Genomic DNA, 12,918 nt, shown 5'->3' with positions numbered 1-12,918 from the left:
TCTTAACGGAACGGCGGTTCGTTGAATGTACGTAATTTACGGGAGTGCAGTCGGTCGCCTTCAGCACGCAGACGATCGATAGCCCGGATACCTATTTGCAGATGCTCAGAAATAGCACCTTCATAAAAACGGTTGGCCTGACCAGGTAGTTTGATCTCACCGTGCAGCGGCTTGTCGGAAACGCACAGCAGCGTGCCGTACGGAACGCGGAAACGGTATCCCTGAGCGGCGATGGTGGCGCTTTCCATATCGATAGCCACCGCGCGACTGAGGTTGAAACGCAGCGCAGAAGCGGAATAGCGTAGCTCCCAGTTACGATCGTCGGTGGTGACGACAGTACCGGTACGCAAGCGCTGTTTAACTTCTTCACCGGGCATACCGCTGACTTCTTTGGTGGCGTCATACAGGGCGCGTTGTACTTCCGCAATGCTCGGAATCGGAATATCCGGCGGTAGTACGGCATCCAGAACGTGATCGTCACGCAGATAAGCGTGGGCCAGAACATAGTCGCCAATCGCCTGGCTTTCACGCAGACCACCGCAGTGACCAATCATCAGCCAGACGTCAGGGCGCAGTACGGCCAGATGATCGCAAATGGTTTTGGCGTTAGACGGGCCAACGCCGATATTGACCAGCGTGATCCCCTGACCGTCAGCCGTGATTAAATGCCAGGCGGGCATCTGGTGTTTCTTCCAGGCGAGATCGGAGATGGCTTCTTCTGGCGCTTCGGTTTCGGCGGTGATCCAGATCCCGCCCGCACAAGAAAGCGCGATATATGGGCTGTCCGGGTCGAGGATCTGGCTGCAACCCCAACGCACAAACTCATCGACGTAGCGGGTGTAGTTGGTGAACAGCACAAAAGGTTGAAAATGTTCAACCGGCGTTCCCGTGTAATGACGTAGTCGCGCCAGCGAAAAATCCACGCGTCGGGCATCGAAGTGAGACAGCGGAGAAAATTCCGCCGGATGAAAAATCCCGTCTGCCGTTTCGTCACCAATCTGCGACAATTCAGTGGTGGGGAAATGGCGCGTTAATCCGGCGCTCATTGAGCGATCCAGCGTCAGTTCTGAACCGTCAATCACATAGGGATAGGGGATTTCATGCTGCGACGGCTCGACGGAGATATGCGCATCATAATCCTGATACAGCAGCGTGAGCTGTTCTTCAAGATACGGACGAAAAAGCGACGGGCGGGTAATCGTAGTGGTGTAGCTGCCCGCATGGGTAAAACGACCATAGGCTCGGGTTTTCGGGGGATTGGTGGCGATGCCATCCCAGGTGACACACAGTGATGGGTAAACAAAAAGACCGTTATGGCGGGCGATTACATCAGGGAGCGTCCCTGTTTCAATATACTTACCAATGGCGCTACGCAGTGCTTTAACCGACTGCTCGTACAGCGCGTCCAGTTTATCCAGTGCCTGAGCCGGGGTCAGGCTGGAGCCCTTATTGTTCATGTCTGTCTCCTTGTTCCACAGATGTACTGCTCTCCCGATAGTATGTCACAGGAATGTGAAACAAAAGTCAGACGTTGAGGAAGATTGTGCGAAGACCGGACGGCCTCCGCACCCTGGCTTAACCGTGCTGCTTATCCCGCATCAGCAATGCTGTAGTCGCGGAAATAAGACAACCCGCCATCAGATAAATGGCTACACTGTGCCAGTCTCCGCCGGAGAATGTTACCAGTGCAGCAGCAATGAAGGGGGTAAAACCGCCGCCAACTACGCTTGCTACCTGATAACCAACGCCTGCGCCGCTGTAACGATAGCTTGCGCCAAACAAACCGGTAAACATAGGCTGCTGTACGCAGACCACCATATCGTGTGCAATGTTGGCCAACATAATCGCGAAGAACACGATCCAGAAAATGGATTGCGCTTCTAACGCCATAAAGAACGGGAATGCGCTAAGCGTCCCGACCAGTGCGCCAGTAATGTAAACGCGCCGGCGACCAAAGCGGTCGGCGAGCCAGGCAAAGCAGGGGATGGTCAGACAGCTCAGTCCACCCACCAACAAGCCGATATTCAGAAACAGTTCACGAGGTAAACCCAGATTCTGCGTGGAGTAATTAAGGGCAAACGCGGTGACGATATACATCGTCAGCAGTTCACACAGGCGCAGAGCGATAATTTTCAAAAACGCACCTGGATGACGGATTAATGCCTCGACTACCGGTAGTCTCTTTTTCTCTGGTTGCGGTGCCTGCTGCTGCTGTTCGAATTCGGCCGATTCATCCATTCGGTTACGCATCCACAACGCGCCCAATACCAGCACGATGCTGAACAGGAATGGAATACGCCAGCCCCAACTCAGGAACTGCTCATCGGTGGTTTGCGAGCTAATCAGCGAGACCAGACCGGTAGAAAGTAACAGTCCGACGCCGTAACCAACCTGGACGCCGCTGCTGTAGAAGGCTTTTTTATTTTTCGGCGCGCTTTCGACCGAGAGCAACGCTGCGCCGCCCCATTCACCGCCAACGGCGAATCCCTGAATGGCGCGTAGTGTCACCAGCAGCACAGGAGCCCACCAGCCAATGGTGTCAAAAGAGGGAATAATCCCGATCAGCGCAGTGGCAATACCCATCATCCAGACGGTAAGCATCAGCATACGTTTACGGCCCAGACGATCGCCGAAGTGGCCGAAGATCACCCCGCCTAACGGACGGAACAAAAATCCGACGCCAAAGGTAGCAAATGCGGCAAGTGTCCCCATCGCTGGGCTGACCTGCGGGAAGAACTCGCGGTTAAAGACCAGTGCGGCAGTAATGCCATAAAGCAGAAAATCATACCAGTCGACCACGGCACCCGCGAAGCTGCCAAGCGCAGCGCGTCGGGCGCGGTTAAGCGAAGAGGCGTCCTGTTGGGGACCCGTGGAGGTGAGGGTGGAATCCATAGTTATCCTGTCTGTACTGTTTTTTAGTTATTAGTATTTGAGTTGGGTTACACACATTGCAGTCGCAATATTAACGACCGTTATGAGATTACCGCGACAGACGGGAAGTGAAAACGATTATCTCCCTCATCTGATGGCAACATGAAAAATAAGATGAATGAAAAATCTGAATCTGGTGGAATCGTGGCCTGTCAGGAGTGTTCTGATTTCAGGCGGAGCATTAGGAGTACTGTATTTGGGGAAGCTATAAACCCACTTTCATAATGGCATACGGAGATTCAGTGAAACCACATCGCTCATAAGCACGAATCGCACGCCTGTTATCTCCGTAGACATATAAGCGAAGCTCCAGTGCCTTTTGTTCAAAGTGCGTGCGGTAGCCCAGCGCATTAAGCAACATCGCGTCGGCCGGTGTGGCCACGGATTTGTAATGTCATGAATGATTCCCATCCTGGTAATAAATTGACGATTACTGAATTATATCAAAACTGTCAGTGATACAGTGGGATGCGAATATTTCAGAGGCTTGTCAGTATGAAGATTGTTTTTATCCCTGCGTTGATCGTAGTCCTGATTGATAAAGAACAGGACATAGGACGGGAATTGACCCGCGATGAGGTTGAGTCCATTCGCGATGGCGCTACAGCCATCCGCCTGCCGGCCGAAGCAGCCGAGGATATAATCAGAGAGCGTGGCTACCGCGATATTGATCCTGAGAATGTCTGGCGCGAGTGGCAGGCGTATAAAGCTGACTGAATGTCGATGGGAACACACTGCTTTAGTGCCACATGAAAATTGTGCACTTACACGGATGCGTTTGTTCAGCAGCTGGCGTGGAGCTGAGGGGCAACTTTGAGCGAGGAGCAGACGTTCTTGTACAAAGCATGTCGCCAGATTACAGTGAAGCCATTGATTGACAAGTGAGTCGAATCACACGCGCAACAGGCTTGCATGTAATAGTGAGCGCTTTAAAAAACGTGGTCGTCTCAGGCCGGACTGGAATCGTGCATTGTTTCATCCGTGTTGGGAAGACGTGCCGATTGTTGAGCCTAAAGGCACAGTTTCCTGTGCTGCTACATACAGATGAGGCGATCCTCGATTTCGACCTGTCCATAGAAAAGGCCCTCTTTCCTGGCAAGCTAAATGGTTCATTCAGATAATTGATCGGTTCCTGAGGACAACAAATAATGCTTTTCAATAATAAAAATCTGTTTATTACTCTCTTATCCCTCTGCACGTTCCAGACTTATGCAGCACAATGCACAGCGGAAACCATCGCTAAAAACAAACTGAACAACTTCATTCTCATGAGCCAGCAGACAAGAACAGAAATCCCCAAATCGGTTGAAATGACTATTGATAGTCCTGATGGGTATCTTCGTGCATCGGTTCAAGGCAACTTCAGTCAGTGCGGTGAGCTAATTGGCGGCAGTGTAAAAGAGGTCAAAACCTCAAGAGGCCCGAAAGCAGTATTCACGGCTACCAATGAAATTCAGCTGAACAGAACGGACTTTGGCTGGCGCATCCAGATGGATGCAAACGGGGTCATAGTCGATAACAACAGTAAGAAGACCACACAGCTATACCAGCAGACTCTGGAGGGAATGTACCTGCTTAACAATAAAGGATTAATCAGCCACGCAGTTACACGCTCGACTATCGCGGCCACAAAAGCAGAAGATAAAGACAAAACCACAGTGAGCAAAATAGATTACGTTTTCAATTCATCAGGGTTGCTGGCAAGGATGGTAAGCAAAGGAAGTTTGCCGATAGATAACAATACGATTGTATACAGCTATGATGACAATCATCGCCTGATCAAAACCCAGTCCCCCTCAACCATAGAAGAGTATACCTATGATAACGAGGGCCGTGAGCTGACCCTGAGCAAGACCCAGACCTATTTCACCATCGAAAAAAACCTGTCCACGTGCGAGGAGTGGAACTCGCATGGAGAATGCACACGCGCCAATATGAACATCATGATTGTCCCAGTCGATCAGACGGGTAAACAGGATGTGGACAAATATAAAGCCGTCATAACAGCGAAATACGAATACTGGAACTGACTATTTCATCCGCCATATCGGTTGCCAAAATGATACTGGCTCCTTTATCACATCCTGATACTGAGCTGAGCAGCTCCGGTATTCATTCAGAGCATTAACGTCCGCTTCTGGCACGAATCTGACGTTTACTATGCTCTGCAGAATGGCTCGACACCTGGATTATTATTTCAGAGATTAGCGCTGACTTTTTTCTCGCTTCCAGGCAGCAGAATGAGGCCAATTTTTAACACCCGACCATGGCTTGCACGGCCGGGTAATGGCTAAGAATGCGCGTAAACAAAAGGTTATGCCACTTATGTGCCTAAATGTTTATTAAAGAATGGAATAATCTCCGACAGCGCTTGTGCAGTCGCTTCCGGACGATCATACAGATCATAGTGAGATACCCCTTTCACAACCTGCAGCGTCTTCTCAACGGAGCGCGCGCGCTGATAAAGTTCATAACCGTCGCGATAAGAACCAAAACCACCAGGAACATCGCCAATAACAATATGTAATGGCTGTATCAGTAGCTTTTCCGTAAAGGCAAAAGCATCCCAGTTTAAGGCCGGTGCGGTGCTGGTAAGTCGCAGTTTGTTAGGCGAGCCTGGCTTTTGCCCGCGCGGGGTCGTGTAGTAATCAACTGCCTCAATGAGGTCGATATCGTTGATGTTCGCATTCGCCAACGCTTCTGCATTGTCAGGAATATAACCGACAACAAGAGCAGCGGCTCCCCGAGCTTCAGCAGTACGTTGTTTACCCAGCGCGTCAATCGTTCTGAGCGCGGCATCCGGACTGGAATCCCCCTCACGCATAATGCGCCCATAATTGGCGGCAACCACAGTGGCAACGGCTTTGAAACGGTGATCAATGGTAGCGGCGCTAACGGCATATCCACCGCCGCCACAAACGCCTAAAACCCCAATACGATCTTCATCCACGTAGGCTAAAGTCACCAGATAGTCTATCGCGCAGCGAAAGTCTTCCACGCGGGTGGATGGATTTTCGCTAAAGCGTGGTTCACCCCCACTTTCACCCTGGGTAGAGGCATCGAAAGCAAGAGTAATAAATCCAGCTTCAGTCAGCTTCTGGCCGTAGACTGCGCCGGATGTCTGTTCTTTACAACTGCTGATAGGATGGGCGCAAACAATCGCCGGGTATTTCTGGTTGGCATCAAATCCCTCAGGTAAGCGGAGAGTGGCGGCAACTTGCCAGCTGTTGTGCCGGAATGAAACGACTTGTTCATGAGACATAGCAGGAGTTCCTCAAGTTAATGGCGACGTTCTGAGCATTAATGCGGGACGTTAATGTAAGGATAGACGGGTGACTTAAGCATCAACTGGCGGTCGGTATTGACGATGCCCACCGTACTGTCGCTGTCAAACAGTTGCCATGTGTAATCCGCCAGCTTTTCCGCGGTAATGAATGAGTCCTCGGCAAACAATCCATCGCCACTGATGCCACCATTGTCTGAAGAATGAACAACGAATTCACTCTGTGTTGGACCTGGCGCGATCACCTTAGCCCGCATTTTTTTGCCCTTGTCACGCAGATTCTGCGCCAGTCCCTCGGTAAATGCGGCAACAAAGAACTTAGTCGCGCAATAGGTAACGGCGATATCAAAGAGTGAATAACCGCCGACGGATGACACGTTAATCAGCGTCGCCTCCCGATCGGCATAATCCCGTGTATACAGAAGGGAGAGCGTGGTCAGGGCCTTAACATTTAAATCCAGCATCCGGGTCGCTTTCGCTAAATCGATATCCCAGGGCATGGAGAAATCGCCAAACCCCGCATTATTGATAAGCATAACGAGATCGAAATCAGCCAACTGGCGATACAGGTGTTCTGCCTGGCCTTCCTGAGCCAGATCGCACGGTTTTGTGATGACCTGCACCGCATACCGGCTTTCAATATCCTGTTTAAGTTTCTGCAACTCGTCCTCGCGCCGGGCGGTGAGAATCAGGTTGTAGCCGCGAGAAGCGAACTGATAGCTAAGGGCTTTGCCGATGCCTGAACTGGCGCCGGTGATAAGGGTATATTTCATGATGTCGTTCTCTGGTCAGTGGTAGCCCGGTGGGCAAGGCGTGGGTCTACAGGTGTTCTGCGAAGAAAGAGACAAATTTGACTGCCGCTTCCGACACATATTCAGGCTGGTCATACATGGCGATATGGGTAGCACCATTAACGATATGCAGGTTTTTATTCTGGCTTGCGGCTCGCTGATAAATCTCTTCCGTCATCCAGCGCGTTTCCGCCTCGCTGCCCGCAATTACCAGCATGGGCTGAGTCAAAAAAATATTGGCGAGGTTGAAGGCATCATAGGTAACCAGCTGAGCAAGGCTACGAGTGGTGAATCGACTGGGTGCGTTTCGGTGCATCGCTCGTGGCGTACGGTAATACTCATAAGCCTCAGCAAAATCCCTGTTTTGTGCCTCCTCTACGGAGCTTGGGGTGGTGGGCAGATAGCCAGTGGCTGCGCCTTTTGCCTCCGCAGTACGTTGTTCCGCAGCCATTTGCAGAAGTTCAAGGGATGATGCAGGCTGTTGATTGCCTTCCCATCCCTGGCGATACATGTCGCCATAGTTAACGGCGCTGACGGTGCCAAGTGCTTTAATTCGGCGATCCAGCATGGTGGCGTGAATGGCATAGCCGCCGCCAGCGCAGATGCCAACGACACCGATTCGCTGCTCATCGACGCAGTGCTGAGCCACCAGATAGTCTATAGCTGCGCTGATATCTTCCACCCGGTGATATGGGTTTTCAAGCTGACGAGGTTCTCCGCTGCTTTCACCCTGATAAGCGGCATCAAACGCCAGGGTAATGTAGCCATGACGCGCCAGTTCTTCAGCATACAGGCCTGACGTTTGTTCTTTGACGCCGCTGCTCGGGTGAACGACCACAATAGCTGGATAGCATGCGGATTCGTTAAAATTCTCGGGCAGGAACAGATTCCCCGCCATGGTGATTTCGGCATTGGTAAAGCGAATGGATTTCATCATTTTGTCCCCCCGGAGTCGACGTGTGTTGTGACGGTGAAATGATGATAGAACTGGACAGTTCATTTGATTAGCGTGGATAATTTGATGTCAGTTATTAGCGTGGCTTATTAATCAATGAAAGAGAATCTTAACGACCTGATCACCTTCCTGACGGTTGTTCAGGAGGGAAGCTTCACGCGGGCGGCAGTGAAATCAGGGACATCACAGTCGGCGGTGAGTCAGACTATCGGGAATCTTGAAGCGCGTCTGCAGCTAAAGTTACTTAATCGCACGACGCGGAGCCTGACTCTGACGGAGGCGGGAGAGCGTCTGGCACAGTTGATTGGCCCGGCTATCGAAGAAATTTCTACCGGTCTTGATCAGCTTGCTGACTTGCGGGATAAACCCGCGGGAAAAATACGTATATCCGCCGATGAATACGCTATCCAGCAGGTTCTGTGGCCGAAACTGGCGCCGGTTTTGAAGAACTATCCTGATATTCACCTGGAACTGATCACGGATTATGGCCTGGTTGATATCGCCAAAGAGCGTTTTGATGCCGGTGTACGGCGAGGTGGCCTGATAGCCCAGGATATGGTGGCCATTCCGATTAGCGCGGAACACCGTATGGTGGTCGTAGCCTCGCCTCAGTGTCTGCAGGAACAGGATTTCCCGACAACTCCCGCACAATTGCTGACGCTGCCGTGTATCAATTTACAGTTACCCACTCATGGACAGAATTTGCCGTGGACGTTTTTAATTAACGGGCAAGAGCAAAAGTTGCGCGTTCAGGGGCAGGTTATCGTTAACGGCATCAATCAGGTTCATCAGGCCTGTCTTGACGGTTACGGGCTGGCTTATGTTCCGCAGGCATTAGTGCAGGATGATATCGCCTCTGGCCGACTGCTCACCGTTCTGGACGACTTCACTATCACTTTCCCGGGGTATTATCTGTATTACACCAGCCGGCTGAAATCCTCGGCTGCGTTTAATATCATTGTTGAAGCGCTGAGAATGCCCGCATTATAGCGACGTGTTATCACTCGTTAAATGCAAAAATTACCGAAGTTACGAGAACTTGCATTAGCCACGGATAATCAGCTTACCGAAACCTGCATTTCACGGGTTGCTATGGTGCCGAGAGTAATCCCTGAACACCGCCTGTCTGCAGTTTATGAACCGATGATTAACATGGTTTTGACTGGTCCTAAACGCATGATGATTGATGACAGAACGCTGCAATATTATTCAGCTCAGAACAGTTGAAATGTTACCTGGGCAGAGTGAAGTCATCACAGCGCAAGTGATATGACAGGCGACCTGTTGAGACCATGGTAACATTACAGCTTGTGTCATTTACCTAACTACACACATCGGCCTACCAGATACTGGTTCGGGGTGTATTTCCGTATCCACGTTGAATACGGTTCTCAGCAATCCAGGGTTCATCACCGCTTCTGGTGTGCCTTGCGCCATAATATGTCCGTTCGCCATTACCACCAGATGATCGCAGTACCGGCTGGCCTGATTAAGGTCGTGCAGCACTGCGACCACCGTTTTCCCCTGAGCCCGGAGTTCGCCCATCAACCGCATCAGTTCCACCTGGTGATTGATATCGAGATAGGTGGTTGGCTCATCGAGTAGTATGACGGGTGTATTCTGGGCCAGGACCATCGCCAGAAAGGCGCGCTGGCGCTGACCGCCGGAAAGATCGGTTAACCGTCGGTCGGCAAGATGTTGGATCCGGGTCTGGTGCATAGCATCTTGGACCCGCGCATTGTCTTCAACGGAGAGGCGCCCCCAGAGTGACAACCACGGGTTGCGACCGTACGAAACAAGCTCCTGGACGGTGATCCCCTCTGGCGTTAAATGGTGCTGGGGCAGCAGCGCCAGCCTGCGGGCTAGCTGGCGTGATGAGAGCGTGTTGATGGCATTATCGCCGAGAAATACGCCACCGGATTGCGGCGCTAACAGCCGTGAAAAACAGTTTAGCAACGTCGATTTCCCGCAGCCGTTAGGGCCGAGCAGGGCGGTTGTCTTCCCCGCTGGTAGGGCGAGTGAAACGCCATCAAGGATCTTGTTTGTACCGTAACAGACCGTCAGATTTTCAGTTCGTAATGTCATTTATCGCATTCTCACAAGCAGCCAGACAAACCACGGTGCACCGATAATGGCGGTCAGTACGCCAGCCGGAAGCTCCAGCGGGGGATGAGTAATTCGCGCCAGCAGGTCGGCAACCACCAGCAGCAACGCACCTGTCATGGCCGATATGGGCAGCAGCCAGCGGTGACGCCCACCGGTAATACTGCGCACCATATGCGGCACCACAAGACCAATAAAACTAATTGGGCCGCAGACGGCCACGCCGGTAGATGTCATGGCGACGGCCAGTAGCAAAGCCAGGAGCCGGATACGCGGCACCGACACACCGAGCGTGGTGGCGCGCGCATCGCCCAGTGCCAGAAGGTCGAGATCGCGGCAAAAACCCAGGCTCAGCGGCAGAAACAACATCAGCAGCGGGACGGCAATCTTCACAAAGCTCCAGTCACGGCCCCATAAGCTGCCGGTTAGCCACAGCAGAGCGCTGTTCACATCCTGCGGGCGCGAAAGCATCAGCCAGTCCGTCAGGCTGGCCCAGCAGGCAGACAGCGCGATACCCGTGAGTGCCAGCTTCATCGGCTGGCTGGTGTTCGCCAGCATTCTCAGCAGGATCAGGCCCACCATGCCACCGGCAAAGGCCAGCAGCGGCAGAGCAATCACCGGCAGTGACGGTACGAGAAGCAGTGCGCCCACAGAGGCAAGGCTGGCGGCATGGTTTACGCCGAGAATATCCGGCGACGCCAGAGGGTTACGAACGATCCCTTGTACCAGAACGCCTGCCACCGCGAGGGCTGCACCGACAAACAACGCCAGCAGCAGTCGCGGCAGGCGGTACGCCGTTAACACGTAATGATGCTCACGCCCGGCCTGCCAGTCGGTCAGCAGGGCGCGCCAGGGAACGGCGATCACCCCCATTTGCAGAGACAGCAGCGAAAATCCTGCCAGTGCGAGGGCGATAAAAATGACTAACACAATTTTCAACCACGCCTCCTAACCAGCCAGACAAAGCAGGGCGCACCAATCAGAGCCACCACAGCCCCCGCGGGTAATTCGCCAGGGAAGGCCAGCGCGCGGGCCAGAACATCCGCCACTAGCATCAGCGTGGCGCCCATCAGTATGCTCATCGGCAGGACCTTGCGCTGGTCGAATCCTACCCAGAAGCGAGCCAGATGCGGCATCAACAGACCGATAAAAGCCACCGGGCCGGCCACGCTGACGCAGGTACCGACCAGAAGCAGCACCAGAATGTTGATGATTAAACGCAGCTTCGGCAGATTCACCCCCAGCGTACGGGCGGTGCTGTCGCTGACGTTAAGCAGATTCAGTTGATTGGCCAGCAGCAACACCACCGGTATAGCAGCTGCCACCACCGGGAAAAGCTGCCAGAACTCCTGCCAGCGTACGTGGGATACGCCTCCCGCGAGCCAGTAAAAAATGCCGTAGGCGTGATCTTCCGTCAGCAGCAGGGTGATGCGGGTCAGGGCCATGCAAAACGCCGAGAACGCGATACCCGCGAGGATCAGTTTGTTTCTGTCCTGGGTATGGCGAAATCCGCCGCCTGCGGTCATCACCAGCAGCCAGCTTACGCCGCCGCCACAGGCGGCGATAAAGGCGATGGAGTAACCCGCGACGGGCACGGGGCTGAGCGCGCTGGTCAGTGCCATCGCCAGCGCCGCGCCGCTGTTAATACCGAGCAGCGAAGGAGATGCCATTGAATTATGCGTCAAAGTCTGCAGCAGCGTTCCCGCGAGAGCCAGGCTTGCGCCGATCAGAATGGCGACCAGGCTTCGCGGCAGACGTAGGTTTTGCACCAGCGTTTGTGGAAGCGTCGGCGCGTGGCCCGGCAGCAGGGCGCGAATGGCGTCAACGCCAGAAACAGGAATGGCCGAGTAGCAAAACAGACTCAGCCAGAAAACTGCGATAAGCGCGGCAAGGGGTAGCCCCCATTGCAACGCCGGATGTCTGAGAACTGTCATTTCACATCGGATAAAGGCTGGTGATGGAAGATTTTTACCGTGTCGCTGGCAATACGTTCGGCCGCAAAAATGCCGCGCATCCGCGCCCAGGCGTTACTGTCGACCGACGCCGTCTGCTGTTTTTGCGCAGCCGTTAACATCTGCCACAGCGGGTCTTGCTGCCAGCGTTTCACGATGCTCTCTTCGCGATAATGTGCGACCAGCAGCCATGCAGGATTGAGCGCCAGCAGCTGTTCCAGGCCGATGGACGGCATAGACGCACCAGCCATCGCCGCAGGTACCTTCAGCCCCAGAGAGGTCAGGACGCCCCCGGTCCAGGTCCCCTGCGTATGAAGGTTAAACTGCTGCTCCCGGGACGTACCAAATAACACCAGCGTGCCTTTTGGCAACTGGCTGGCCCACGCTGACATCTGTTGTTGGTGTTGCGCCAGACGTGACTGCATCTGTGTCTTTTTTCCCACGACTTCGCCGATGATGGCCGCAGATTGTAGATTTTCAGCGTAGGTTTCATTGCGGGACTTAAGCAGCAGCACCGGTGCTATTTGCTGTAAGGCGCTGTAAATACCCGCATGACGGCTGCTGTCGGCGATGATCAGGTCCGGTTTCAGCGCGCTAATGGCTTCTAAACTCGGCTGCGCACGCGTGCCGACAGACTGCCAGGGTTTCAGATGGGCGCGAACTTCGGGAAGAATGCGCGTGGCATCGTTATCGTCGGCAATGCCGACCGGACTGACATCGACGGCAGCCAGCGCGTCCGCGAACGACAGCTCCAGTACCACTATCCGCTGTGGCGTTTTATCAAGCGTAAAGGTGCCATGTTCGTCCTGAACCGTGGCGGCAAAAGCGTGGCTGGTGACCAGCAGCAGAGCGGCGAAAAGTGTGCGGATAAATGTGAACATCGGTGCTCCTGAAAGCCGGGTG

The 12,918-nt window shown here is 53.4% G+C and carries 13 protein-coding genes; 4 read left to right on the top strand and 9 right to left on the bottom strand.

Annotated features, from left to right (window positions below):
• Positions 1 to 2: 2 nt before the first annotated feature.
• Positions 3 to 1,457, bottom strand: a complete 1,455-nt coding sequence (locus tag OGV85_RS09775; protein WP_016149940.1) for an AMP nucleosidase — start codon at positions 1,455 to 1,457, stop codon at positions 3 to 5.
• A gap of 118 nt (positions 1,458 to 1,575) precedes the next feature.
• Complete coding sequence (shiA, locus tag OGV85_RS09770; protein WP_003036285.1) at positions 1,576 to 2,892, bottom strand: shikimate transporter; 1,317 nt, start codon at positions 2,890 to 2,892, stop codon at positions 1,576 to 1,578.
• A gap of 534 nt (positions 2,893 to 3,426) precedes the next feature.
• On the opposite strand from shiA, the gene OGV85_RS09765 reads away from it, so the two are divergent.
• Both OGV85_RS09765 and OGV85_RS09760 read left to right on the top strand, forming a co-directional pair.
• A complete protein-coding gene (locus tag OGV85_RS09765; RefSeq protein ID WP_003036289.1) occupies positions 3,427 to 3,648 on the top strand; it encodes a hypothetical protein in 222 nt (73 codons plus the stop codon).
• Positions 3,649 to 4,079: 431 nt separating this feature from the next.
• On the top strand, positions 4,080 to 4,961 hold the full coding sequence (locus OGV85_RS09760; protein WP_057063890.1) for a hypothetical protein: 882 nt from the start codon (positions 4,080 to 4,082) through the stop codon (positions 4,959 to 4,961).
• A gap of 293 nt (positions 4,962 to 5,254) precedes the next feature.
• On the opposite strand, the gene OGV85_RS09755 is transcribed toward OGV85_RS09760, so the two are convergent.
• From OGV85_RS09755 to OGV85_RS09745, 3 genes are read right to left on the bottom strand one after another with little or no spacing between them, the layout of a single operon-like run.
• Positions 5,255 to 6,193, bottom strand: coding sequence for an alpha/beta hydrolase (locus OGV85_RS09755; RefSeq protein ID WP_049016427.1), 939 nt, complete (start codon positions 6,191 to 6,193; stop codon positions 5,255 to 5,257).
• A 38-nt stretch (positions 6,194 to 6,231) separates the two neighbouring features.
• Positions 6,232 to 6,987 carry an SDR family NAD(P)-dependent oxidoreductase gene (locus tag OGV85_RS09750; RefSeq protein ID WP_061547859.1) on the bottom strand — a complete coding sequence of 252 codons (756 nt, stop codon included), beginning with the start codon at positions 6,985 to 6,987 and terminating at the stop codon, positions 6,232 to 6,234.
• Between the two features lie 46 nt (positions 6,988 to 7,033).
• On the bottom strand, positions 7,034 to 7,942 hold the full coding sequence (locus tag OGV85_RS09745) for an alpha/beta hydrolase (RefSeq protein WP_197472652.1): 909 nt from the start codon (positions 7,940 to 7,942) through the stop codon (positions 7,034 to 7,036).
• Between the two features lie 114 nt (positions 7,943 to 8,056).
• On the opposite strand from OGV85_RS09745, the gene OGV85_RS09740 reads away from it, so the two are divergent.
• Both OGV85_RS09740 and OGV85_RS24415 read left to right on the top strand, forming a co-directional pair.
• Positions 8,057 to 8,950 carry a LysR family transcriptional regulator gene (locus tag OGV85_RS09740; RefSeq protein ID WP_061547860.1) on the top strand — a complete coding sequence of 298 codons (894 nt, stop codon included), beginning with the start codon at positions 8,057 to 8,059 and terminating at the stop codon, positions 8,948 to 8,950.
• 21 nt (positions 8,951 to 8,971) lie between these two features.
• Positions 8,972 to 9,187, top strand: a complete 216-nt coding sequence (locus tag OGV85_RS24415; protein ID WP_061547861.1) for an AraC family transcriptional regulator N-terminal domain-containing protein — start codon at positions 8,972 to 8,974, stop codon at positions 9,185 to 9,187.
• Positions 9,188 to 9,277: 90 nt separating this feature from the next.
• Here the strand turns inward: OGV85_RS24415 and fecE are convergent, their stop codons facing one another.
• Genes fecE through OGV85_RS09715 form a run of 4 tightly spaced genes read right to left on the bottom strand, consistent with a single transcriptional unit; the run spans position 9,278 to position 12,896 of the window.
• Positions 9,278 to 10,045: a Fe(3+) dicitrate ABC transporter ATP-binding protein FecE gene (fecE, locus tag OGV85_RS09730; protein WP_003036301.1), complete on the bottom strand. Its 768-nt coding sequence runs from the start codon at positions 10,043 to 10,045 to the stop codon at positions 9,278 to 9,280.
• Positions 10,046 to 11,002 carry a Fe(3+) dicitrate ABC transporter permease subunit FecD gene (fecD, locus tag OGV85_RS09725; RefSeq protein ID WP_057063887.1) on the bottom strand — a complete coding sequence of 319 codons (957 nt, stop codon included), beginning with the start codon at positions 11,000 to 11,002 and terminating at the stop codon, positions 10,046 to 10,048.
• Complete coding sequence (fecC, locus tag OGV85_RS09720) at positions 10,999 to 11,997, bottom strand: iron-dicitrate ABC transporter permease FecC (protein WP_057063885.1); 999 nt, start codon at positions 11,995 to 11,997, stop codon at positions 10,999 to 11,001. The genes fecD and fecC overlap by 4 nt, the downstream gene beginning before the upstream one ends.
• The gene (locus OGV85_RS09715) at positions 11,994 to 12,896 is read right to left on the bottom strand and encodes a Fe(3+) dicitrate ABC transporter substrate-binding protein FecB (RefSeq protein ID WP_003036307.1); all 903 of its coding nucleotides are present in this window, start codon (positions 12,894 to 12,896) and stop codon (positions 11,994 to 11,996) included. The genes fecC and OGV85_RS09715 overlap by 4 nt, the downstream gene beginning before the upstream one ends.
• Positions 12,897 to 12,918: the final 22 nt, after the last annotated feature.

The sequence above is a fragment of the Citrobacter sp. Cf132 genome, assembly GCF_030333885.1.
Lineage (GTDB): Bacteria > Pseudomonadota > Gammaproteobacteria > Enterobacterales > Enterobacteriaceae > Citrobacter > Citrobacter freundii.
This window is presented reverse-complemented; position numbering and strand designations above follow the sequence as displayed.